This window comes from Micromonospora sp. DT53, from assembly GCF_049841535.1.
In the GTDB taxonomy this organism is placed as follows: Bacteria; Actinomycetota; Actinomycetes; order Mycobacteriales; family Micromonosporaceae; genus Micromonospora.
In genome coordinates this window covers 32,374-55,483 of record NZ_JBNCKM010000010.1, presented here as the reverse complement: position 1 = coordinate 55,483, position 23,110 = coordinate 32,374, and the positions used below count along the sequence as shown (strand labels likewise).

Below are 23,110 nucleotides of genomic sequence, written 5' to 3'. Positions count from 1 at the left end.
TCCGGCCGCCGCCGCACGTCGTTCAGCTTCGAGCCAGAAGCGGAGCCGCTCAGCTCCAGTCGCTGTCCACGTGGTTGTCCCGCCACCGTCCACCCACCGGCGGGGTGTCCAGTCGCATCCCCTCGTCGGCGTTGCCGGCCAGGTCGTTGTCCTCGACCCGGCAGTCCACGCAGCTACCACGTCCGGTGATCCACAGCCCGTGGGTCTGGGTCTGGTCGTCGTGGTTGTCCCAGATCCGGTTGCCCCGGATGGTGGCCGAGTCGAACGGCGCGTCGATGGTGATGCCGGCCCGCAGCTGGGGCGCGGCGGCCAGTTCGTACGCGCGTCCCGGCGGTGGCACGTCCCCGCTCCACGCGGAGAACGCGTCCGGGCGGACCGGGGCGAGCGTGAGTTCGTCGCCGGTGTTGGAGGCCACCATGGCAACGGTCTTCCCGACCCGCAGGACCTTTCCCCGGTGCCCGTCGTGCGGCCAGGCGGCCGACCGGTCCACCAGGCACCGCTCGCCGTAGCGGACGGCGTCACCCGCGCCCCCGGTGCCCTCGCCGTACTGCCGTCCGTTGTTGCGGATCCGGTTGTTGAGCAGCACCGCGTCGGTCATCTGGTGGTCGATCCGGACCGCGTCCAGCCCGTTGCCCCAGAACTCGTTGCTCTCGATCACCACGTCCCGGATCGAGCCCCGGTAGCCGCGCCCGAGGTCGTGCGCGTGATAGCCGTGCCGACCGTTGCCGCTGATCCGGTTGCCTCGGACGGTGTACGGGCCGGGGCTGTTGCCGAGGCTGACCCCGTCGCACATGTTGCCGTCGATGACGCAGTCGGTGAGCAGGCCGCCCCGACCGGCCACGGACGAGGTGCCCTGCGCCGACACGTCGAATCCGGTCTCCAGGTTGCCGGTCATCGTGCAGGCAGAGACGATCAGGCCGTCGGCGCCCCAGTCGGAGATGCCGAAGCGGTTGCCCTGACTGTGGCAGCCGATGATGCGGTAGCCGCGCGGTGGCGCCCAGTAGTCCTTCTGCAGTTCCAGGAAGATGCCGTTGGTGCCGTTGGCCAGGGCTGTGCAGTTGGCGATGGTCAGCCGCTCCACGTCTCCCCAGCCGCCGATGCCGATCCCGATGCCGGCGCCGCCCATCTGCTCGCCGTTGTCCAGTCGGCCGCAGCCGACCACGACCACGCCGTCGATCAGCGAGTCCTGGAGGAAGTCGCAGCCCAGCCCGGTGGCCGCGGTGTGGTGGATGTAGAGGTTGCGAAAGACGCCCCGCACCACGTACTGGAGGCCGAGGCCCTTGGCCAGGTAGTTGTACTCGGCCATGGCGACGCCGGAGCCGTCGATCTGGAAGTCGGAGAAGGTGCAGTCGGCGATGTGCCGGTCCCGGTCGGCGCCGTGCTGCACCGTGGTCCAGAAGGCCAACGGGGTGGGGTCGGCCCGGTTGCCCTCGTTGCTGAGCATGAACCGGGTCGCCGCCGGGCCGGCCCCGATCAGCGACACGCCGCTGCGCCACACCGTGCCCGCGTCCCGGATCGAGTAGATGCCCGGCGGGCAGTAGATGACCCGGGCTCGCCCGTCCGAGGCGTAGCCGGCGCCGAGGCGGTCCACGAGGGCGGCCAGCGCCGGCTGGTCGTTCGTCGAGCCGTCACCGGTCAGCCCGTACTCCAGCGCGTCGCAGTACAGCGGCGCGCCGGCCGAGGCGGGTCGTCGTACCCGGACCGAGTTCAGCAGCAGCTCGTTCGCCACGGCCACAGGCCGGCTCCCTTCGACGCGTTCGGTGCGCTCCGGCGGGGCCGACTTCCCGCTGGCACCGCCGGGAAACCCGGCCCGATGACACCGCCGGGAAACCCGGCCCGATGACACCGCCGGGAAACCCGGCCCGCTGGCACCGCCGGGAAACCCCGGACGTGCGCCGGCCCCGGCGCCGCACGGGCAGCGCCGGGGCCGGGGTACGCGTCAGACGGCGGCGATCAGCAGCGCCGGGCGCTCCACGCAGTCGGCGACGTGCCGCAGGAAGCCACCGGCCACCCCGCCGTCGCAGACCCGGTGGTCGAAGGTGAGGCTGAGCTGGGTCACCTTGCGGACGGCGAGTTGCCCGTCGACCACCCACGGCTTGTCCACGATCCGCCCGACCCCGAGTAGGGCCGCCTCCGGGTGGTTGATGATCGGCGTGGAGCCGTCGACGCCGAACACCCCGTAGTTGTTCAGCGTGAAGGTGCCGCCGGTCAGCCGGGCCGGGGGCAGGCTGCCGGCTCGCGCGGCGGTGGTGGTCGCTGCCAGTTCGGCGGCCAGCTCGGCGGTGGTGAGCCGCTGGGCGTCGCGCAGGACCGGCACCAGCAGGCCCCGGTCGGTCTGCGCGGCGATGCCGAGGTGCACCCCGGCGGACTGGATGATCCGCTGGCCCTCGGTGTCGACCCGGGCGTTGAGCTGCGGGAACCTGCGCAGTCCGCTGAGGCAGATCCGGGCCAGCAGGGCCAGGATGCTCACCGGCGCGTCGGGCGTCGCCGCGTTGATCGCGGCGCGGGTCTCCAGCAGCCCGGTGGCGTCCACGTCGACCCAGATGGTCACCTCCGGGATCTCCCGCCGGCTGCGGGAGAGCTTGTCGGCGATGACCTTGCGGACCCCGGTGAGCGGGACGATCACGTCGTCGTCCCCGACCGGCGCCGACCCGGGCTGCGGGTCCGGAACGGCGGCGAGCCGGGCGGCCGGCACGGTCAGCGCGGCCTCCACGTCGGCGCGCCGGATCACGCCGCCGGGCCCGGTGCCCCGCACCGTGGCGAGGTCGACACCGTGCTCGCGGGCCAGCCGCCGCACGATCGGCGAGATGACCAGGGCGGCGGGCGACCGCGCCGGGTCGCCCGATCCGGCACCCGCGTCGGGCGCGCCACCGGTGGCCGCGCCGGTGCCGCCGGTCGGGTCGCCTGTCGCGTCGCCGGTCGGGTCGGCGTCGGCTGGTTCGGGGGCCACCGCCAGCCGGGGCCGACGCCGACGGCGTGTGGTGTTGCCGTGGCCGGTGCCGTACCCGATCAGCACGTTGCCGGAGCCGGCCCGCTCCTCCTCGCGGTAGGTGGCGTGCCCGGCGGGCTCGTCGCCCCCGTCCAGCGGCGCGATGGTGATCAACGGTTGGCCGACCGGGCGTACCTCACCGGCCGCGCCGTGCAGGGTGACCACCCGGCCGGCGTACGGGCAGGGCACGTCGACGACGGCCTTGGCGGTCTCCACCTCGACCACGCTCTGGTCGACAGTGACCACGTCACCGACGGCGACCCGCCACTCGACGATCTCGGCTTCGCTCAGCCCTTCGCCCAGGTCGGGCAGGAGGAAGACCTGTGTCCGTCCGACGGTGGTCATGCCGCCGCCCAACGCGCGTCCGGCTGGTCGTCCCACTGCAGGCGGGCCACCGCGTCGAGCACCCGGTCCACGCCGGGCAGGTGGGTGTGCTCCAGCATCGGCGCCGGGTACGGGATGTCCAACCCGGCGACCCGCAGCACCGGGGCGTGCAGCGCGTGGAAGCAGCGCTCCTGCACCCGGGCGGCGATCTCGGCGCCGACGCCCGCGAAGCCGGGCGCCTCCTGGATCACCACGCACCGGCCGGTGCGTCGGACCGAGGCGGTGATGGTGGCGTCGTCGAACGGCACGATCGTGCGCACGTCGACGACCTCCAGGTCCCATCCCTCCTCCCGGGCGGCCTCGGCGGCCTCCAGCGCGACCGGCACCGCCGGCCCGTACGCCACAAGTGTGGCGTCGCGTCCGGGACGGCGCACGACGGCCCGGCCGAACGGTTCGGTGCGGGTCGGCAGCGACGCCTCGTCGCTGGCGAAGTAGAGCTTCTTGGGCTCCATGAAGACCACCGGGTCGGGGTCCTCGATCGCCTCGCGCAGCAGCGAGTACGCGTCGTCGACGGTCGCCGGGGTGACCACCTTCAGCCCGGGGGTGTGCGCGTAGTACGCCTCGGACGAGTCGCAGTGGTGCTCGACTCCGCCGATCCCGCCCGCGTACGGCACGCGGATGACGATCGGCACGCTCAGCGCGCCCCGGGTGCGGTTGCGCAGCTTCGCCACGTGCGAGGCGATCTGCTCGAACGCCGGGTACGCGAACGCGTCGAACTGCATCTCGACCACCGGGCGTAGGCCGGACATGGCCATGCCGACGGCGAAGCCGACGATGCCGGCCTCGGCGAGGGGGGTGTCGAAGCAGCGGTTCTCGCCGAAGCGGGCCTGCAGGCCGTCGGTGATCCGGAAGACGCCGCCGAGCGCGCCGACGTCCTCACCGAAGACGACGACCCGGTCGTCGGCGGCGAGCGCGTCGGCCAGAGCGGTGTTGAGCGCCTTCGCCATGGTGGTGGCCATCAGGCGTCACCCTGCTCGGCGTGGGCGGCGGCCAGCTCGGCGCGGACCTGCTCGCGCTGTTCGATCAGCTGCGGGGTGGGCTCGGCGTAGACGTGGTCGAAGAGGCTCAGCGGGTCGACCGTGGGCTGCTCGTTCATCCGGGTCCGCAGGTCCGCCGCGTACGCCTCGGCCTGCTCGGCGATCTCGGCGACCGCCGCGTCGTCGAGCACACCGCGGGCCCGCAGGTAGGTCTCCAGCCGGGCCACCGGGTCCCGGTCCCGCCAGGCGTCGACCTCGGCGCCGTCGCGGTAGCGACTGGCGTCGTCGGCGTTGGTGTGCGGCTCCATCCGGTAGGTGTGCGCCTCCACCAGGAACGGCCCCTTGCCGGCGCGGGCGTGGGCGACCGCGCGGGTGAGCACGGCGAGCACCGCGACCGGGTCGTTGCCGTCGACCTGCTCGCTGGGTACGCCGTAGCCGACGCCCTTGTAGGCCAGCGACGGCGCGGCGGTCTGCCGCGACAGCGGGACGCTGATCGCGTACCTGTTGTTCTGCACGAAGTAGACCACCGGCGCCTTGAACACGGCGGCGAAGTTGATCCCCTCGTGGAAGTCGCCCTCGCTGGTGGCGCCGTCGCCGATGAAGGCCAACGCGACGGTGTCGCGACCCTGGTACGCCTCGCCGTGCGCCAGCCCGGCGGCGTGCACGCACTGGGTGGCCAGCGGGGTGCACTGCGGGGCGGTGTGTACCTCGGTCGGGTCGTAGCCGCAGTGCCAGTCGCCGCGCAGGAGGGTGAGCACCTCGACCGGGTCGATGCCCCGGGCAACCAGCGCCATCGACTCGCGGTACGTGGGGAAGACCCAGTCGGTGTCGCGGACCGCGAGCACCGCGCCGACCTGACAGGCCTCCTGGCCTCGCGAGGACGGGTAGACGGCGAGCCGGCCCTGCTTGGTCAGGGCGGTCGCCTGGGTGTCGAAGCGGCGGCCGAGGACCATCCGGCGGTACAGCTCGCGCAGCACCTCGGCGGGTGGTTCGGGGTAGTCGGCACGGGCGGGCAGCGGCGTGCCGTTCTCGGCGAGCAGGCGGACCGGCTCGGCGTCCGGTAGCAACGAGCGCGCCGGGTCGGGCGGGGTGACCGTTCGACGGGCGCGCGGGGATGCCCTGCGGACCGCCTGGGGAGTGGTCGTCACGGCGGAACCTCCTGGGACGTGTGGTGAGCCTATGCTTCCGCTTGTGGATGATTGACTCAAGATCGACACGGAAGGCGGGACGGTTGGCATGCGGAGGTCCGGTCAGTGAGCCAGGAGACCGCCGACGAAGCGAGCCGGGGCGCGGGATCGGGACGATCGGCCCGAGCCCTGGACGAGGTGGACCGGCGGATCCTCGACGAGCTGGTCCGCGACGGTCGGACGTCGGTGCGCACCCTCGCCGAACGGATCCACATCTCCCGCACCAACGCGTACGCGCGGGTGGAGCGGTTGCTCCGCGACGGGGTGATCACCGGGTTCCGGGCCCAGGTGGCGCCCGAGGCGGCCGGGCTGGGCACGTCGGCGTACATCGCCCTGACCATCGAGCAGAACACCTGGCGGGAGGTGTCGGCCGAGCTGGCCCAGGTGCGCTACATCGAGCACGCCGCGCTGCTCGGCGGTGACCACGACGTGCTCGCGCTGGTGCGCGCGCCGGACAACGCGGCGCTGCGCGACGTGGTGCTGGGCCGGGTGCAGAGCATTCCCGGGGTGCTGTCCACCCGCACCTGGCTGGTCTTCGAGGAGTTCGACGGGGCGGGCAGCCCCTGGGCGTGACCGCTCAGCGCTCCGGCGGGGCCTCCAGCCCGTCGCGGTCGGCCAGCTCCAGCAGCGGTTCCAGCGAGTGCCGGTCACCGTCCAGGCCGGCGTGCGGGTCGCCGCGCTCGGCGAACCGGGCCGGCATGCTGAGCACGTCGAAGTCCTCCGGGCGGACGTGGTCCAGCTCCGACCAGTCCAGGGGTGCGGAGACCAGCGCGGCCGGCGTGGGCCGGATCGAGTACGCCGAGGTCACCGTGTGGTCGCGGGCCATCTGGTTGTAGTCGACGAAGACGGGCCGGTCCCTCTGCTCGCGCCACCAGGTGGTGGTGACCAGGTCCGGCAGCCGGCGCTGCATCTCCCGGCCCAGCGCGAGCACCGCCCGACGGCAGTCACCGAAGCTCCACCGCGGCTCGATCGACAGGTAGACGTGCAGGCCCCGACCGCCGGTGGTCTTCGGGTAGCCGGTCATGCCCAGCTCGGCGAGGAACGCCCGCACCTCGTGGGCCACCGGCACCACCTGCTCGAAGCCGACGCCGGGCATCGGGTCCAGGTCGATGCGCAGCTGGTCGGGGCGTTCCACGTCGGCGGCGGTGACCGGCCACGGGTGGAACCTCAGGGTGCCCAGGTTGGCGGCCCAGATGACCACGGCCAACTCGCTCGGCGCGACCTCGTCGGCGGTGCGGCCACTGGGGAAGGTGATGTGCGCGGTCCGCACCCACTCGGGCGCGCCCGCCGGCAGCCGCTTCTGGTAGAACGCGTCGCCCCGGTTGGTCTGCCGGGTGGCGATCGTCGCGCCCTCGAAGACGCCGCGGGGCCAGCGTTCCAGCATGGTCGGTCGATCCCGCAGCGCGCGCAGGATGCCGTCACCCACCGCCAGGAAGTAGCGGACCACGTCCAGCTTGGTCAGCCCTCGCTCGGGAAAGTACGGCTTGTCGGGGCTGGAGACGCGGACCAGCCGCTCCCCCACCTGGATCTCCGCCGGCGCCGTGGCCACGCCACGAGGGTACGCGGCGGTTGACCCGGTCGGGCAGGATGGCGTCGTGCGCCAGCAGAAAACCGGATCGGGCGGGGCAGCCACCGTCCGGATCGACGACGCGTCGACCGAGGACATCCCCGCCCTGCTCGCCCTCGACGCGCTCTGCTTCCCGCCCGGCGACCCGGCGTACGAGCCAGCGGCGCCGAGCGAGATCGAGAACGGCGTGGCGGCCGGGCACGTCCGGGTGGTCCGTGCCGGCACGCAGATCGTCGGCTTCCTCCAGTACGAGTTGCCGACCGCCCATCACCTCTACCTGAGCGGGCTCGGGGTGCACCCGGATCAGCGGCGCACCGGTGTGGGCGCGGCACTGCTCGACGACTTCGTGGCCCGGGCACGGGCGGTCGGGGCGCAGCCCCACCCGACCATCTCCACGGTGACCAGCCCGGAGAACCTGGCCATGCTCGGGTTGCTGCTGTCCCGCGGGTTCGTCGTGCGCACCATCGTGCCTGACTACTTCGGCCCGGGCCGCGACCGCTACTACTGCCAGCACAAGTCACGTGTGGAGTACGTCGACGCCGACGAGCGCTATCTGATCCCGGTTGCCGCGTCGGCGCAGATCGCCACGCTGCTGGCCGGCGAGCAGAACGTCATCACGGGACTGGTGAACCTGCCCGCCGGGCCGGCCCTGGAGCTGTCCCGGTTCGAGAAGGAAGACTTCGCGGCCCTGCAGTCCGACGAGAGCGCCGCCGGGATCACCTTCGCCAGCGGCATCCTGGCCTCGATCGCGTTCGTGCTCGGCCTGTCGTTCGCCTCCCCTGCCTATCCCGACGGGGTACGGGTGCTGCTGATGTGCTCGGCCCTGGCCACCACCGCGTCGCTGATCATCTATGCCAACACCTCCGGTGAGCTGGCCCGGCTGCGCACCAACAGTTTCGGCCGGTACACCAAGTGGGGCAACGTGCTGTCGGAGTTCGGCGGTGTCTTCCCCTTCCTCATCGCCCTACCTGTCACCTTCGCGAAGATCACCTCCTCGGTGGCCGTGGCCCTGGCGGCCGCAGCCCTCTTCGGCGCCGCCCTGCTCGTCTACGACCGGTCGACCTTCGCCATCTCGGCGCGCTTCCGACAAACCGTCAGCACGACCGCCCTGTCCCTCGTCGTCGCCGCCGCGCCGGTGCTCGGCGTCCTCGCCGTACGCCACTCCGCTCCGGCGGTCCCCTGGGCCTGGACGGGAGCGGTACTCCTGGCCCTGGCCGCCCAGTCCTTCACGTACCTCTTCCGCCGGCGCGACGAGTCGACAGCCCAGGCGGGGCCGCGTCCCTGGCAGAGCCGCCGCTAGACGGCGGTCCGATTACCGGATGCTCGCGCCGGGTAGGGGGGCCGCATGGCGGAACTGGCAACCCTCTGGATCGTCCGACACGGCGAGAGCACCGCGAACGTCGCGGCGACGCAGGCCGAGGCGTCGGGCGCGGAGCTGATCGACCTCACCCACCGCGACGCCGACGTGCCGCTCTCCCCGACCGGCGAGGAGCAGGCTCGGGCGACCGGCCGGTGGCTGGCCGACCTGCCGGACGCGAAGCGCCCGGATGTGGCGGTGGTGTCGCCGTACCTGCGCGCGGTGCAGACCTCCCGGCTGGCCCTGGCCGGCACCGACATTCCCGTCCACCGCGACGAGCGGCTGCGCGACCGGGAGCTGGGCATCCTCGACGGGTTGACCGGGCGCGGGGTGCGGCGGCGGTACCCGGACGAGGCCGACCGTCGGGAGCGGTTGGGCAAGTTCTACTACCGGCCGCCGGGCGGGGAGTCCTGGACGGACGTGGCGTTGCGGCTGCGGACGCTGCTGGGCGACCTGCGCCGCGACCACGAGGGTTGCCGGGTGCTGCTCTTCGGTCACGACGCGCTGGTCTTCCTGCTTCGCTATCTGGTGGAGGGGTTGACCGAGGACGAGCTGATGGCGCTCACCCGGCAGGACGTGATCGCCAACTGTTCGATCACCGAGTGGTCGGCGGACGACGAGGCCCGACTGAGGCTCACCGCCTTCAACGATGTCGAGCACCTGTGTCAGCAGGGTGCCCAGCCGACCAGGGAGGACGAGATCCATGCCGAGCCGGTCTGAGGTCAAGGTGATCACGCCGGGGCTGTTGCGGGACTGGGCGCTGCCGGTGCCGGTTGGTGGGAAGGAGAGTCGGGGCACCGTGCTGGTGGTCGGCGGTTCCCGCTTCACGCCGGGCGCGGTGCTGCTCGCCGGGGTGGCCGCGTTACGCGCCGGCGCCGGGGTGCTCCAACTCGCCGCCGCCGAGTCGAGCGCCGCCGCACTGAGCATCCAGGTGCCCGAGGCGCTGGTGGTCGGTCTGCCGGAGACCGCCGACGGCGCGGTGGCCGCCGACCGGGACGGCCAACTCGGTGACCTGGTCGCGCAGGCGGACGTGGTGACGCTCGGCCCGGGCCTGAAGGCGATCGACGAGACGAACCGCCTGTTGGGCCTGGTCCTGGAGGCGGCCCGTCCGGACACGTCGCTGGTGCTCGACGCGTACGCCCTCGGTGCGCTCAGCCACGCACCGGACCTGCTGGTCGGCTCGGGTCGGCCCGTGGTGCTCACCCCCAACGTCACCGAGGCCGCGCACCTGCTCGGACGGGACCCGGGCGACGACCTGGACACCGAGGCGGCCGAGTTGGCCGACCGGTACGAGGCGGTCGTGTCGCTGTACGGGCACGTGGCCGCCCCGGACGGGCGGGGTTGGCGGGAGGAGAGCGGCGACGCCGGGCTGGGCACCTCCGGCAGCGGGGACGTGCTCGCCGGGTTGTTGGCGGGGCTGCTGTCCCGGGGCGCCGACCCGGCGCAGGCGGCCTGCTGGGGCTCGTTCGCGCACTCGGTGAGCGGCCAGCGGCTGATCCCCCGCTACGGCCGGATCGGCTTCCTGGCTCGGGAACTGCTCGAGGAGATCCCCCGCACCCTGGCCATGGTCTGAGGTGGTTTCACCTGTTTCCGCATTCGGCGTGGGGGTACCGGAACTCCACCAACCGAGACTTTTCAGGGAGGTCATACCGGTGTCGACCGATGCCATCGTCCTGCTCAAAGAGGACCACAAGGAGATGCGCCGCCTGTTCAAGGCCTTCCAGGACGCCGAGGAGGGGCCGGCGAGCCAGCGGCAGAAGCTGGTGGACCAGATCCTGGAGGCGCTGACGGTGCACACCTATCTGGAGAACGAGGTGATGTACCCGGAGGTCCGCCGGCTGCTGCCCGACCTGGAGGACGACATCCTCGAGTCGTACGAGGAACACCACGTCGCCGATGTGCTCTGCGCCGAGTTGGCCAGCATGGACGCCGACGACGAGCGGTTCAACGCCAAGACGACGGTGCTGATCGAGAACGTCACCCACCACGTCGAGGAGGAAGAGGAGGAGTGGTTCCCCAAGGTCCGCGACGCGCTGGGCCGCAAGCAGCTTCAGGAGATCGGCGAGAAGATGATCGCGCTGCGCGCGGACGCGCCGCGTACCCCCACCGCGCCGAAGGCGATCAAGAAGGCGCTCGATGCGGTGACGGCCTGAGGCACCCGCTCACAGCGAAGGGCCCGGCATCCTGCCGGGCCCTTCGTCGTGCGCCGCGGGTCAGCTTCCCGATCCCGGCTCGGCCATCCTGCGGTGCTGCTCGGACTTGAGCTTGTCCGGAATGATCTTGCCGGCGGCGGTCTGCACCTTGTTCATCAGCGAGCCGGCGGTGACCGTCTGATCACCCTTCATCATCGCCTCGAAGCCCTGCGCGGCGACCTTCGCGGGGTCGTCCTTGCGGCCCGCGCCCACCCGGGTGTGCGCCATGTCGGCCCGCTCGAAGAACTCCGTGTCGGTCGGCCCGGGCATCAGCGCGGTCACCGTGACACCGGTGTCCTTCAACTCGTTGCGCAGCGCCTCGGCGAAGGACTGCACGAACGACTTCGACGCGTTGTAGACCGCCTGGAACGGCCCCGGCATGGTGGAGGCGATCGACGAGGTGAAGAGGACCCGGCCCGCACCCTGCTCGACCATCCCAGGCAGCAACCGCTTCGCCAGGTGCACCGTCGAGCGCACGTTGAGGTCGACGATCTCCAGCTCGTCGGCGAGGTCGGTGCCGCCGACGAAGGCCCCACCGGCGCCGCGACCGGCGTTGAGCGCCAGCGCGTCCAGCGGCCGTCCGGTCGCGGTGACGGCGGCCACCAGCTCCGCGACGCCCTGCTCCCGGGCCAGGTCGACGCGGATCGACCAGATCTGCGGGCCGCCGTCGCGGCGCAGCCTCTGTGCCGCCACGTCGATGCCGTCGTCCTCGGCGGCGATGACCAGGTCGAAGCCGTGCTCGACGAACTGCGCCGCCAGCTCGTACCCGATCCCGCTGGAGGCCCCGGTCACCAGCGCGAGGGGCCGGTTGGAGGTGGGTGTGGTCATGATCTTGGCTCCTTCTGTGCGAACCGTGCGAACCCTGGCCGCACCGCGGCGGTGCGGTGGTCACCTACCGAGTGCCCCGCGACGGACCGCCCAATCCCGTCGGTGGGCCGACACCCGGAGGGCGGCCCGAACGGCCAGGCCCGGCCCGGTAGGATCGGCGCAGGCCGTTACTGGCGCGTGGGGATGGACAACCATCGGGGAGCGGCCTCGTCACGTGGACGTCTGCCGAGCGCCTGGGCCTTCCCGCACGTCTGTTGGAGGTCGCATGTCCCGCAACGCCGAGTCCACCGCATTCCGTAGTGCCCTTGAGGTGATCCGGGCTGTCGAGCCGCGGGTGGCCGACGCCATCGGCGCCGAGCTGACCGACCAACGGGAGTCGCTCAAGCTGATCGCCAGCGAGAACTACGCCTCCCCGGCGACCCTGCTGGCCATGGGCAACTGGTTCAGCGACAAGTACGCCGAGGGCACCGTCGGCCGCCGCTTCTACGCCGGTTGTCAGAACGTCGACACGGTCGAGGCGCTCGCCGCCGAGCACGCCCGGGAGCTGTTCGGCGCCGCGCACGCGTACGTGCAGCCGCACTCGGGCATCGACGCCAACCTTGTCGCGTTCTGGGCGGTGCTGGCCGACCGGGTAGAGTCCCCCGCCCTGAAGAAGGCCCAGGTCCGTCAGGTCAACGACCTCACCGAGGCCGACTGGTTCGCCCTGCGCCGTGAGTTGGGCAACCAGCGGATGCTCGGCATGTCGCTGGACGCCGGCGGCCACCTCACCCACGGCTTCCGGCCGAACATCTCCGGCAAGATGTTCGACCAGCGCAGCTACGGCACCGACCCGGCGACCGGCCTGATCGACTACGACTGGGTGGCCGAGGCCGCCCGCGAGTTCAAGCCGCTGATCCTGGTGGGCGGCTACTCGGCGTACCCCCGGAAGGTGAACTTCCGGATCCTGCGCGAGATCGCCGACTCGGTCGGCGCCACCTTCATGGTCGACATGGCGCACTTCGCGGGCCTGGTGGCCGGCAAGGTGTTCACCGGCGACTTCGACCCGGTGCCGCACGCGCACATCGTCACGACCACCACCCACAAGTCGCTGCGCGGCCCGCGCGGCGGCATGGTGCTCTGCCAGCCCGAGCTGGCCGACCAGGTGGACCGGGGCTGCCCGATGGTGCTCGGTGGGCCGCTGCCGCACGTGATGGCCGCCAAGGCGGTCGCGCTCGCCGAGGCCCGCCGGCCCGACTTCGCCGACTACGCCCAGCGGATCGTCGACAACTCGCAGGCGCTCGCCGAGGGGCTGCTGAGCCGGGGCGCGACGCTCGTCACCGGTGGCACCGACAACCACCTGGTGCTCATCGACGTGTCCGGCTACGGGCTCACCGGCCGGCAGGCCGAGCAGGCTCTCCTCGACTCGGGCATCGTCACCAACCGCAACTCGGTCCCCCAGGACCCGAACGGGGCCTGGTACACGTCCGGCATCCGGATCGGCACCCCGGCGCTGACCACCCGGGGCCTCGGCGCCGCCGAAATGGACCAGACCGCCGAGCTGATCCACACCGTGCTGACCCAGACCACCGCCGGCGCCAACGCCGACGGCACCCCGTCGAAGGCGAAGTACACCCTGGACCCCGGCCTCGCCGACAAGGTCGCCCGCCAGGCCACCGACCTGCTGGCCACCTACCCCCTCTACCCCGGCATCGACCTGGCCTAGCCCCGCTTCCGTCGATCATGGAGTTGTGGTGCCCGATCCGGGCTGGTACGCGACAGTCGTCCACCACCACAACTCCATGATCGACGCGGGGGGCGCGACCGTCAGACCAGGGGGCGCTTCAGGTGGTATCGGTGGACTTCGGTGCTGCCCTGGACGTTGTTGACGTCCTCGGCGGCGGAGACGAGCTCCCACCCCTCCCGACCGGCGCGGTTGAGGTGCGCGATGGCGGTGTCGCCGTAGGCGGTGATGTCCTTACGGGACCCGTCCGGCGCGTACCAGACGAACGAGACGTGAAAATTGCGACCCTGTCCCTGATAGCGACGGACGAGCAGGGCGTACTCCCAGGCAACCATGCGGCTTATTATGACCGTCCATCCAGGACGTCGACACGCGGGTCGTCGCGCATTGCCATCCGATGAACGCGCTGTGTCAACCCGCCCGGTGCACCGCTCACCCCACCCCGAGGGTGCGCAGCTCGCCGGCCGCCACCGTGTGCGCGCAGCCGGCCAGGGTGAGCGCGTCGGTCAGCTCGGCGGCGAGCAGCGCCAACGCGTCCCGGGCGGCCGGTTCGCCACCGACGGCCAGCGCCCAGAGCAGCGGCCGGCCGACCAGCACCCCGGCCGCACCCAACGCCAGCGCCCGCAGCACGTCGGTGCCGCCCCGGATGCCGCTGTCCAACAGCACCTGGCAGCCGTCCCCCACCGCGTCGACGACCTCCGGCAGCATGGTCACGCTGGCTGGTGAGCCGTCCAGTTGCCGCCCGCCGTGGTTGGAGACGACCACCGCGTCCGCGCCGACCCGTACCGCCTCGATCGCGTCGCGCGGGTCCAGCAGCCCCTTGACCACCAGTGGCAGGTCGACCTGCTCGCGCAGCCACGCCAGGTCCGCCCAGCGCAGCGCCGGCGCGAACGACGCGGCGGTGTGCGCGGCGATCGCGGACACCCCGGGGGCACCCGAGTGCGCCAGCGCGTCACGACCGTCCGGGAGGTTCGCGGCGACCACCTCGGCCGGCAGCCGGAACGCGTTGCGCAGGTCCCGGGGACGTCGACCGAGCACCGGGACGTCCACGGTGACCACCAGCGCCCGGCACCCGGCCGCGACGACCCGGTCCAGCAGGTCGCGGACGAGAGCCCGGTCGCGCAGCCAGTAGAGCTGGAACCAGACGTCCGCGCCCGCCCCGGTGACCTGTTCGATGGGTGTGCTGCCCAGCGTGCTCGCCAGGTACGGGATCCCGGCGGCACCGGCCGCCGCCGCGAGACCCCGTTCCCCGTCCGGGTGCACGAGCCGCTGGTACGCCATCGGCGCCACCCCGACCGGCATGGCGTACCGACGGCCGAGCAGCCGGGTGCCGAGGTCGACCGTGTCCACGCCGCGCAGCACCCGGGGCAGCACCGCGACCCGGTCCAGTGCGTGTCGGTTCGCGGCGAGGGTCACCTCGGACGCGCTGCCGCCGGCCAGGTAGTCCCACACGTCCGGGGGCAGCACGGCCCGGGCGCGCTCGGCGTAGTCGGCGAGCGACACGGCCGGCGGGCCGGCCAGCACCTGCTCACCCATTGCCCGGGCCCGGCGCGGCCGCGGGCTCGGTCAGCTCAGCCGCCGCGCCCGGGCCGGTGGCTTCGCCGGCCTCGCCCGGCCCGGCCGGCAGCCCGAACCGTTCGCGGAGGAACGCCGCCGCGCTCCCCTGCGCCCGCCGCCCGTCGGTGAAGGTCCCCGGCATGGCGAAGAACCCGTGGATCATGCCCGGGTAGTGCTCCAGCCGGGTGGACACACCCGCGTCGCGCAGCCGCTCGGCGTACCGCTGCCCCTCGGCCTGGAGGGGGTCCAGTTCGGCGGTGATCACCAGCGCCGGCGGCAATCCGGACAGGTCGTCGGCGAGCAGCGGGGAGGCCAGCGGATCCCGGGCGTGGGCCGGGTCGGCCAGGTAGTGCGTCCGGTACCAGGCGATCGAACGGCGGTTGAACAGCGCCGGGTCGTCGTCGCCGGCCGGTTCGCCGCTCTGGTCGGTGTTCGGATAGACCAGCAGTTGCGCGGCGAGCGCGGGCCCGTCCGTCCGGCTGAGCAGGGTGACCGCGGCGGCCAGGTTCCCGCCGGCGCTGTCCCCTCCCACCGCCAGCCGGGTCGGGTCCACGCCCAGCCGGTCGGCGTGCCGGGCGACCCACGAGGTGGCGGCGTGGCAGTCGTGCACCGCCGCCGGGAAGGGGTGCTCCGGGGCGAGACGGTAGCCGACGGTGATCACCTGACAGGGCACGGCGTTGGCCAGGCGCCGGCAGATGCCGTCGGCGGTGTCGATGCTGCCGAGCGTCCAGCCGCCGCCGAAGAAGTAGAGCAGGGTGGGCAGCGGACCCGACCCGGCCGGCCGGTACACCCGCAGCGGCAGCTCCCCGGCGGGGCCGGGGAACCGCTCGTCGCGTACCTCGGTCACCGGCTCGACCGCGCCGCCGCCGGCGCGGATCGCGGCCAGGTCTGCGGCGCGCGCCTCGGAGAGGGTCTGCGCGTACAGCGGCGGGGTGCCGGCCGCGGCACGGGCCGCCCGGTACGCCGCGACCTCCGGGTGCAGGGCCATGTCGCTCCTATCCACGGGTGCTAACCAGTAGGTTGTCGATGCCGCGCAGGAAAAGGCTGCCGCTGTACGTCGGCGTTTCGGTGACCGTCAGCGCGGGAAACCGGGCGAACAGTCGGGGCAGCGCGAGGCGTCCCTCCAACCGCGACACCGCCGCGCCCAGGCAGAAGTGCAGACCCACCCCGAAGGCCAGCGACGGAGGGCCGGGACGGGACGGGACGAAGGTGTCCGGGGCCGGGAAACGGGCCGGGTCGCGGTTGGCCGCCCCGATCATGATCAGGACATTGTCGTCCTTCGCGACCGGCACGTCGTGCAGCACGGTGTCGGCCGGCGCGGCGCGGGCCAGGAAATGCACAGGGCTCGCCAACCGCAGCACCTCGTCGACGCAGCCCTGCGCCAGCGTGGCGTCGGTGGGCAGCGCCGCGACCGTCTCCGGGTGGGCCAGCAGCAACGGCAGCCCGTTGCTGAACATGTAGACGGTGGTCACGAAGCTGGCGTTGAACAGCACGATCAGGTTGCTGACCAACTCCTCCTCGGTCAGCTCCACCTCCCCGGAGTCGAGCGCCTCGACCAACCCGCTGAGCAGGTCGTTCCCGGGCACCCGACGGCGGTGCTCGATCAACTCCCGGTAGAAGACCCGCAACTCCCGCGCGGCGGTGTTGGCCGCGGCCAGCCGCTGCGGGGTCTTCCCCGCCACGTCCAGGAATTCGTCGATCCACTCCACCCGCTCGCGGTACCACGGCAAGTCGGCGGCCGGGATACCGATGAACTCGGCCATCACCAGGGCCGGGATCGGGTACGCGAAGTCGGCCACGAAGTCGACCACGCCCTCCCCGGCGTCCGCCATCCGGTCCAACAGCTCGTCGACCACCCGCAGGATCACCGGTTCCAGCGCGCCGAGCCGGCGCGGCGTGAAGGTGCGGGAGAAGACGTGCCGCATCCGGGTGTGATCGGGCGGGTTGACGAACATCATCGAGGTTTGGAAGGTACGCAGGATCTCCTGCTCCTCCCAGCCCGGCGGCGGCTGCTTCGTCCACTCCGGATCGCGCAGCAACCCGTCGACGAGGTCGTAGCCGACCGCGACGGCGCCCACCGTACGGTGCTCGGCGCGCGCCGGCACCGCGCTGATCGGGCCGAGCCGGTGCAGCGCGGCGTACCACGGGTACGGATCCTGCCTGCCCTCTTCGCTGTACAGGCCGGTGAGTATCTCCTCCACGTCCACGGCCAACTCCTCCCCAGGATGTCGGTGGCCGGGGGACGGCAGGGTCACCCGACGTCCCCCGGCAGTTGTCACAGGTCGAGCAGCCGCAGTGGCACGGCGTTGGCCAGTGCCTGGTTGCCGGCGTCGTTCGGGTGGATGTGGTCTCCCGAGTCGTAGGCGGGCAGCAGTTGGCCGGGCCGGGCCGGGTCGCGCAGCACCCGGTCGAAGTCGAGCAGCCCGTCGAACTCCCGACTGCCGCGCAGGTACGCGTTCACCGCCTGGCGGGTGGCCTCCTTCTGCGGCGTCCACACGCCCGGCGCTCCGTGCCCCTCGTACGGTGTCAGCGTGGCCACCAGGCTGGTCAGCCCGCGTTGCTGGAGCTGCTGGTTGATCTGCCGCAGGGTGCCGATGATCGCTTCGGGCGCGTCGTTCGACATCCAGATGTCGTTGATGCCCAGGTGGGTGACGACGGTACGCACCCCGGTCTGCTCGAAGACGTCCTCGTTGAGACGGGCCGCCGCGTTCGGGCCGAGCTGGTAGTAGCCGGGGTAGTTGCCGTCGCCCGGTTCGGTGCCCTCGTGGTTGAGCCGGTTGCCGGCCAGGCTCAAGTTGAGCACGCCCGGGGTGCGCTTGTCCGGCCGGTCGGCGAGCAACCGGTCGGAGAGCAGATCGGGCCAGCGCCGGTTGGCGTTGACGGTGCTGCCGTTGCCGTCGCCGATGGAGTCGCTGAGCACGACCAGCGCGCCGGGGCTGCCCTTGCGCTGCACGTCGACGCCGGAGAGGAAGAACCAGCAGCAGGTGGGGCGGGTGGTGAACCCGGCGCCTGCGGCCGCCCCGGTCAGATCCCCCGCGCCGATGAAGTTGGCCTGCTGGGACTGGCCGTGGAACGTGGTCGGGCCGGTCGGCGTCGGGAAGTGCAGGGTCACCACCAGGTCACTGTCGTCCGCGACCGGAAAGGCCAACGGCTCGCTGAGCAGCTCCGCGCCCCGGTTCATGATGGCCGTAGTGGCGCCGGTGAAGGTCAGCGGGCGCACCGACGCCGCGTCGATGTCGGAGAGGTCGTCAGGGGTCGCGGTGTTCGGCCGGGCGACGGTGGCGCGACCGACAGTGACCGCCTGCTCGCCGTAGAGGTTGCTCAGGCGTACCCGCAGCGCCGGGCCGCCCACCGAGACGTGCACGATCATCCGGACGCTCTGGTCGTTGAGGCCGGTGTTGGTCAACCCGACGGAGTTGCCCCGGGTGACCGCGGTGGCCCAGCTGCCCGCCCACTCGGCACGGTCGGGTCGGCCGGCGGCGGTGCCGGACGGACCGGCGCTGGCGACGACGGCGGGCGCGCCGGCGACCAACAGCGCGGTCGCGGCGGCGATGACATGCCATCTCTTCGGGGTTGCCGTTGCCATGGAACCTCCATCGTGTGGCAGCCCAGGGCCGTCCGCTGACGGCGCCCGCCTGGACGATGGTCCAGAAACCTAGCCGCCGCCGCTGACGGGCGTCAATCAACCTGATCGACGCGATCAAATGTCCGGCGGGCCGCCCGGATCGCCCGTCGGCACGGTTCCGACCAGCCGTTTCCGGCCTAGGCTTCCAGGCGGCGGCGGTGCGGTCGCCCAAGCGCGCCACCGTCGCGTCGTCACCGGGAGCTGCCCGGGACCGCCGCTTTCTCGGATGGGGGCTGCCGGATGACTGACGGACCCGCGCACACCACGACCTACGTGGACAGGGTGTTGGACCTGTTCGCCGAGTTCGGCGACCGGGAGGCGTTGGTCGGCGCCGATCGGCGACTCACCTACACCGAGGCCGCCGCGCTGGTCCGGGCGATGGCCGCGACGGTGACCCGGCACGGCGTACGGCCCGGGTCGGCGGTGCTGGTGACCGTCGCGAACGCGGTGGAGGGCCCGCTGCTGCAACTCGCCCTGCACCTGCTCGGCTGCCGGACGATGTGGGTCGCCCCGGTGACCGCGCGCCGGGAGGTCGACGAGTTCATCCGGTTGGCCCGCCCGGACGCCCTGGTCTACGACGCCCGGGACCGGGCCGGTCTGGGTCCCGAGTTGGCCGCCGCGCTGCCCGGCACGCCGGTGTGCTGTCTGGGCGCGGGCGGCGCCGGCCCCGACCTCACCGCCGACGCCGACGTGTCGGACCTGCCGGCGTCCGTGCCGGCGCCCGAGTCGTTCCTGCAGACAAGCGGCACCACCGGAAGCCCCAAACTGGTGCACCATCGGGAGAGCTTCTACGCCCAGATCCTCGCCCTGGCCGCCGACTTCCGCGCCGCCGGGTTCCCGCTGCTGCGGCACCTGTCGCACTCGCCGATGTGGCTGGCCAGCGGCCAGATCACCACATTGTTCAACCTGTTCACCGGCGGCGTGCTGTTCCTGCGCGACGACTGGGACCCGGTGGCCTTCGTGGACACCGTGCAGCGGGAGCGGATCAACTCGACATTCGTCACCCCGCCGATGCTCTACGAGGTGTTGGACCACCCGGCGCTGGTCGGGGCGGACTTCTCCGCCATGTTCATGTTCAACGTGGGCGCCGGACCCGCCGCGCCCGCCCGGCTGCGCCAGGCCATCGCGCGGTTCGGCCCGGTGCTGCGCATCGTGTACGGCCTCAGCGAGGCGGTCGTGATCACCGCGCTGCCCGGGTTGACCGATGATCCGGAGCACCCGGAGCGGCTGCGCTCCTGCGGGCGACCCTACGGCGACGTCCGCGTCGAGATCCGCGACGACGACGGCGGGGTGCTGCCGACGGGCCGCGACGGCGAGGTGTGGGTGCACACCCGACTGAGCTTCGCCGGCTACCACGGTCAGCCGGAGCTGACCGCGCAGACGCTCGTCGACGGCTGGGTGCGGACCCGCGACATCGGCCACCTCGACGACGACGGCTACCTCTACCTGGTCGACCGGGCGCACGACATGATCGTGACGCATCGACGGAACTGGGCGATCTTCTGCCGCCCCATCGAGGACGTGCTGGTCGGGCACCCGCAGGTACGGGCCGCCGCGGTGATCGGCGTACCGGACGAGACGGTCGGCGAGGTCCCGTACGCGTACGTGGTGCGCGGGCCGGGCGCGACGGTCACCGGGGCGGAGCTGATCGACCTGGTGACCGCCGACCTCAACGAGATGTGGGCGCCGGCCGCTGTGGAGTTCGTCGACCGGTTGCCGGTGAACCGGTCGATGAAGGTGGACAAGCGGGCGCTGCGCGAGCGGTACGCGGCCGGTCGAGCGGCGGCGGTCGGGGCGTGACCCCCCGCCGGCAACTGGTCGTCCTGGTCAGCGCCGACCTGATCTCCAACCTGGGCACCCGCATCTCGGTGGTGACCATTCCGTGGCTGGTGCTGGTCACCACCGGCAGCCCCACCAAGATGGGCCTCGTCGCGTTCGCCGAGACCCTGCCGTACCTGCTGTCCAGCGCGTTGGGCACACCCTGGGCGGACCGGATCGGCCTGCGCCGTACCTCGATCCTCTGCGACGCGGGCAGCGCGGTGGCGATGGTCGTCGTCGCGCTGACCCCGTGGTTGGGCTTCGTACCGCTGGTGGCGCTCGTCGCGGTGGCCGGGGCGCTGCGGGGCATCGGGGACCGGGTGAAGCACGTGATGTTCCGCCCGGTCGCGGAGGCCGCCGGGGTGCCGCTGATCCGGCTGACCTCCGCGTACGACGGGCTCAGCCGGGTGGTGACCCTGTTCGGCGCCGCCGTGGGCGGCCTGCTGATCGCCGCGTTCGGGGTGACCGAGGCGATCCTCATCGACGCGGCCAGCTTCGGCGTCTGCGCCCTGCTCATCGGCGTCCTGGTCCGCCCGCCGGCCGCCCCGACGCGACAGGCCCAACCGGAGAGCTACGGGCGCGCGCTGCGCGGCGGCTTCAGCTACCTGGGTCGGGATCGGCCGCTGCTCGGCATGCTGATCGTCGTGTCGGCCCTGAACATGGTGGCCAACGCCAGCGTGGCCGTGTACATCCCGGTCTGGGTGGCCCGGGAGCTGCACGGCCCGAGCGGGCTCGGCCTGGTGCTGGCGGCGTTCTCGGGGGGCGCGCTGCTGGGCAACCTGGTGTTCACCACGCTCGGAACCCGGCTGCCCCGGCGGCTGACGTTCCTGCTCGGCGCGCTGGTCGCCGGCACGCCCCGGCTGGTGGCGCTGGCGATCAGCGACGAACTGCCGGTGGTGCTCGTGGTGACGTTCCTGTCCGGAATCGGCATCGCCGCGGTCAACCCGCTGCTCGGGACGGCGCTCTACGAACGGGTGCCGGCGGAGCTGCAGACCCGGGTGATCGGCATCTCCGGTTCGGTGGCCTTCGTCGGGTTGCCGGTCGGGGCGCTGCTCGGCGGCTGGTCGGTGGACGCCCTGGGGCTCACCCCGGCCCTGCTGACCATGGCGGCGGTGTGCCTGATGGTCACCGCGTACCCGCTGGTGAACAGGACGTCCGGCCCGGAGACGCCGGCGCGGCCCACCCCCGTCACCACGTCCTGACGGGCCCCGACCTGCCTCGCGAGGTCGTACCGCACCTGTGCCCTCCAGGCCCGGCACTGCCGTCACCACCCGGACGGTCGGCAAACCGGTTGCGGGGTGTCCCCGGCTGCCGCAGGCTCGGACCGATGAACGCGCAGCCGCCGCCAGGCGTCCCCGTGACAAACGATGCCGTGGCCGACCGGATCGACGTGGCCCTGGTCCGCCGACTGGTGGCCGAGCAGTTCCCCCGGTGGGCGGAGTTGCCGGTACGCCCCGTCGATGTCGACGGCTGGGACAACCGCACCTTCCACCTGGGCGAGGAGATGAGCGTGCGGCTGCCCAGCGGCGCCGGGTACGCCCTCCAGGTCGCCAAGGAGCAACGCTGGCTGCCGGTGCTCGGGCCACAACTGCCGGTGCGGGTGCCGGCCCCACTCGGTCACGGCCGGCCCGGGGCGGGTTACCCGTACCCGTGGTCGGTCTACCGGTGGATCGACGGGCGGACCGCCAGCGGTGAGCGGATCGGCGACCTGACCCGGTTCGCCACCGACCTCGCCGCCTTCCTGCGCGCCCTGCGCGGCGTGGACGCCACCGACGGCCCGACGGCCGGCCCACACAGCGCCTGGCGGGGTGGCCCGCTGTCCACCTACGACGCCGAAACCCGGGCGGCGATCGAGACGAATCGCGAACGGGTGCCCGTCGACGTGGTCACCGGCATCTGGCAGGCCGCCCTCGACGCCACCTGGACCGGGCCGGCGGTCTGGTTCCACGGCGACGTCGCGGACGGCAACCTGCTGGTCCGCGACGGCCGGCTCGCCGCCGTCATCGACTTCGGCTGCTCCGGCGTGGGCGACCCCGCCTGCGACAGCGTGATCGCCTGGACCCTGCTGCGCGGTCCCAGCCGGATCGCCTTCCGCGCCGCGCTCGGCCTGGACGACGCCGCCTGGGCCCGAGGACGAGGCTGGGCGCTGTGGAAGGCACTGATCACCCTGGACGATCGGGACCCCGCCAAGGCCGAGTGGGCCGGACGAGTGCTCGGCGAACTCCTCGCCGAGCACAGCGTGGCCCGCTGAATCAGCACCGGCCGTGGCCCGTCAGCCCCCGGCCGCGGCCGGGGTGGCGTGTTCGGTACGACAACGCGGACAGCGCAGTCGCGCCCCCGCAGCCGTCCGGGGCACCCGCAGCCGCTGACCGCAGCCGCAGGTCAGCACCGGAGCCGACGCCCGTAGGTATTCGTCCCGCTCCCGGCGGGGCCACCGGCCGTGGCAGCGGGCACACCACTTCGGTGGGTAGCTGTGGTAGTGGGCCAGGCCGAACGCGCCCGCGACCATCAGCGCGGCGGGGACCAGCAGGCCGAGTGGCGCGAGCAGCGCTGTCGGCACTCCCCCGACGCCGTCGGACACCAGCGCGCCGACCACCGTGAGCACGACCACCGGCACGCCGAGCAGGGTGAACCCGAAACCCCAGGCGAAGGCCAGCAGGGACGGCAGGAACATCCACAGGCCGCCGGGCGCCCACCGGCGGACCCCGTACCCGCCGCAGCGCGGGCAGTTCGGTGCGGCGGCGTGCGGCACCGACCGCAGCGCCTTCGGCGCCAGCCACTGAACCAGAAGCTTGAGGATCTCCTCGACCAGCTTCGTCGCGAGAGCCTGCAGGAACGAACCGAGCATCGTCGGTCACCTCCTCCGCCACCGGGCCCGGGGCTCCCACCGTGCGGTCGGCCCACCCTCC

General features: G+C 72.6%; 20 protein-coding genes, 1 pseudogene and 1 riboswitch. Of the genes and pseudogenes, 9 read left to right on the top strand and 12 right to left on the bottom strand.

Annotated elements, in window-relative coordinates; all coding sequences use genetic code 11:
- Positions 1 to 49: 49 nt before the first annotated feature.
- The 4 genes from ACLQ3B_RS27215 to pdhA all read right to left on the bottom strand — a co-directional run bounded on the left by ACLQ3B_RS27215 (position 50) and on the right by pdhA (position 5,498).
- The gene (locus tag ACLQ3B_RS27215) at positions 50 to 1,729 is read right to left on the bottom strand and encodes a right-handed parallel beta-helix repeat-containing protein (protein WP_425783774.1); all 1,680 of its coding nucleotides are present in this window, start codon (positions 1,727 to 1,729) and stop codon (positions 50 to 52) included.
- A 210-nt stretch (positions 1,730 to 1,939) separates the two neighbouring features.
- On the bottom strand, positions 1,940 to 3,346 hold the full coding sequence (locus ACLQ3B_RS27210; RefSeq protein WP_425783773.1) for a dihydrolipoamide acetyltransferase family protein: 1,407 nt from the start codon (positions 3,344 to 3,346) through the stop codon (positions 1,940 to 1,942).
- Positions 3,331 to 4,335, bottom strand: coding sequence for an alpha-ketoacid dehydrogenase subunit beta (locus ACLQ3B_RS27205; protein WP_425783772.1), 1,005 nt, complete (start codon positions 4,333 to 4,335; stop codon positions 3,331 to 3,333). The genes ACLQ3B_RS27210 and ACLQ3B_RS27205 overlap by 16 nt, the downstream gene beginning before the upstream one ends.
- Positions 4,332 to 5,498 carry a pyruvate dehydrogenase (acetyl-transferring) E1 component subunit alpha gene (gene pdhA, locus ACLQ3B_RS27200; RefSeq protein WP_425783546.1) on the bottom strand — a complete coding sequence of 389 codons (1,167 nt, stop codon included), beginning with the start codon at positions 5,496 to 5,498 and terminating at the stop codon, positions 4,332 to 4,334. The genes ACLQ3B_RS27205 and pdhA overlap by 4 nt, the downstream gene beginning before the upstream one ends.
- Before the next feature lie 177 nt (positions 5,499 to 5,675).
- On the opposite strand from pdhA, the gene ACLQ3B_RS27195 reads away from it, so the two are divergent.
- The gene (locus ACLQ3B_RS27195; RefSeq protein ID WP_425783771.1) at positions 5,676 to 6,110 is read left to right on the top strand and encodes an Lrp/AsnC family transcriptional regulator; all 435 of its coding nucleotides are present in this window, start codon (positions 5,676 to 5,678) and stop codon (positions 6,108 to 6,110) included.
- 4 nt (positions 6,111 to 6,114) lie between these two features.
- Here the strand turns inward: ACLQ3B_RS27195 and ACLQ3B_RS27190 are convergent, their stop codons facing one another.
- Positions 6,115 to 7,086, bottom strand: a complete 972-nt coding sequence (locus ACLQ3B_RS27190) for a DNA polymerase domain-containing protein (RefSeq protein ID WP_425783545.1) — start codon at positions 7,084 to 7,086, stop codon at positions 6,115 to 6,117.
- A gap of 46 nt (positions 7,087 to 7,132) precedes the next feature.
- Between ACLQ3B_RS27190 and ACLQ3B_RS27185 the strand changes: the two genes are divergently transcribed.
- The 4 genes from ACLQ3B_RS27185 (at position 7,133) to ACLQ3B_RS27170 (ending at position 10,614) form a co-directional block, all read left to right on the top strand.
- Positions 7,133 to 8,404: a GNAT family N-acetyltransferase gene (locus ACLQ3B_RS27185; protein ID WP_425783544.1), complete on the top strand. Its 1,272-nt coding sequence runs from the start codon at positions 7,133 to 7,135 to the stop codon at positions 8,402 to 8,404.
- A gap of 45 nt (positions 8,405 to 8,449) precedes the next feature.
- Entirely contained in the window at positions 8,450 to 9,181 is a 732-nt protein-coding gene (locus ACLQ3B_RS27180) for a histidine phosphatase family protein (protein ID WP_425783543.1), read from the top strand.
- Positions 9,165 to 10,034, top strand: coding sequence for an NAD(P)H-hydrate dehydratase (locus tag ACLQ3B_RS27175; RefSeq protein ID WP_425783542.1), 870 nt, complete (start codon positions 9,165 to 9,167; stop codon positions 10,032 to 10,034). Before ACLQ3B_RS27180 ends, ACLQ3B_RS27175 begins: the two co-directional genes overlap by 17 nt.
- A 79-nt stretch (positions 10,035 to 10,113) precedes the next feature.
- A complete protein-coding gene (locus tag ACLQ3B_RS27170) occupies positions 10,114 to 10,614 on the top strand; it encodes a hemerythrin domain-containing protein (protein WP_196926788.1) in 501 nt (166 codons plus the stop codon).
- A 60-nt stretch (positions 10,615 to 10,674) separates the two neighbouring features.
- On the opposite strand, the gene ACLQ3B_RS27165 is transcribed toward ACLQ3B_RS27170, so the two are convergent.
- A complete protein-coding gene (locus ACLQ3B_RS27165) occupies positions 10,675 to 11,481 on the bottom strand; it encodes an SDR family NAD(P)-dependent oxidoreductase (RefSeq protein ID WP_425783541.1) in 807 nt (268 codons plus the stop codon).
- Between the two features lie 156 nt (positions 11,482 to 11,637).
- A riboswitch (ZMP/ZTP riboswitch) is annotated at positions 11,638 to 11,727 on the top strand.
- Between the two features lie 19 nt (positions 11,728 to 11,746).
- On the opposite strand from ACLQ3B_RS27165, the gene ACLQ3B_RS27160 reads away from it, so the two are divergent.
- A complete protein-coding gene (locus ACLQ3B_RS27160; protein ID WP_425783540.1) occupies positions 11,747 to 13,183 on the top strand; it encodes a glycine hydroxymethyltransferase in 1,437 nt (478 codons plus the stop codon).
- A gap of 101 nt (positions 13,184 to 13,284) precedes the next feature.
- Here ACLQ3B_RS27160 and ACLQ3B_RS27155 read toward each other — a convergent pair whose 3' ends face one another.
- The 5 genes and pseudogenes from ACLQ3B_RS27155 to ACLQ3B_RS27135 form a co-directional block, all read right to left on the bottom strand.
- A complete protein-coding gene (locus tag ACLQ3B_RS27155) occupies positions 13,285 to 13,545 on the bottom strand; it encodes a hypothetical protein (RefSeq protein ID WP_425783770.1) in 261 nt (86 codons plus the stop codon).
- An 88-nt stretch (positions 13,546 to 13,633) separates the two neighbouring features.
- On the bottom strand, positions 13,634 to 14,737 hold the full coding sequence (locus tag ACLQ3B_RS27150; protein WP_425783539.1) for an alpha-hydroxy acid oxidase: 1,104 nt from the start codon (positions 14,735 to 14,737) through the stop codon (positions 13,634 to 13,636).
- 94 nt (positions 14,738 to 14,831) lie between these two features.
- Positions 14,832 to 15,746: pseudogene (locus ACLQ3B_RS27145) on the bottom strand (alpha/beta hydrolase); the annotation flags it as partial.
- A gap of 7 nt (positions 15,747 to 15,753) precedes the next feature.
- Entirely contained in the window at positions 15,754 to 16,965 is a 1,212-nt protein-coding gene (locus tag ACLQ3B_RS27140) for a cytochrome P450 (protein ID WP_425783769.1), read from the bottom strand.
- 68 nt (positions 16,966 to 17,033) lie between these two features.
- On the bottom strand, positions 17,034 to 18,311 hold the full coding sequence (locus tag ACLQ3B_RS27135) for an SGNH/GDSL hydrolase family protein (RefSeq protein WP_425783768.1): 1,278 nt from the start codon (positions 18,309 to 18,311) through the stop codon (positions 17,034 to 17,036).
- 312 nt (positions 18,312 to 18,623) lie between these two features.
- Here ACLQ3B_RS27135 and ACLQ3B_RS27130 point away from each other — a divergent pair, with 312 nt between their 5' ends.
- From ACLQ3B_RS27130 to ACLQ3B_RS27120, 3 genes are all read left to right on the top strand, one after another.
- Complete coding sequence (locus ACLQ3B_RS27130; protein ID WP_425783538.1) at positions 18,624 to 20,183, top strand: AMP-binding protein; 1,560 nt, start codon at positions 18,624 to 18,626, stop codon at positions 20,181 to 20,183.
- Positions 20,180 to 21,403, top strand: coding sequence for an MFS transporter (locus ACLQ3B_RS27125; protein ID WP_425783537.1), 1,224 nt, complete (start codon positions 20,180 to 20,182; stop codon positions 21,401 to 21,403). The genes ACLQ3B_RS27130 and ACLQ3B_RS27125 overlap by 4 nt, the downstream gene beginning before the upstream one ends.
- Positions 21,404 to 21,528: 125 nt before the next feature.
- Positions 21,529 to 22,452, top strand: coding sequence for an aminoglycoside phosphotransferase family protein (locus ACLQ3B_RS27120; protein WP_425783536.1), 924 nt, complete (start codon positions 21,529 to 21,531; stop codon positions 22,450 to 22,452).
- Between the two features lie 21 nt (positions 22,453 to 22,473).
- Here the strand turns inward: ACLQ3B_RS27120 and ACLQ3B_RS27115 are convergent, their stop codons facing one another.
- Positions 22,474 to 23,049 carry a hypothetical protein gene (locus ACLQ3B_RS27115; RefSeq protein WP_425783535.1) on the bottom strand — a complete coding sequence of 192 codons (576 nt, stop codon included), beginning with the start codon at positions 23,047 to 23,049 and terminating at the stop codon, positions 22,474 to 22,476.
- Positions 23,050 to 23,110 lie beyond the last annotated feature (61 nt).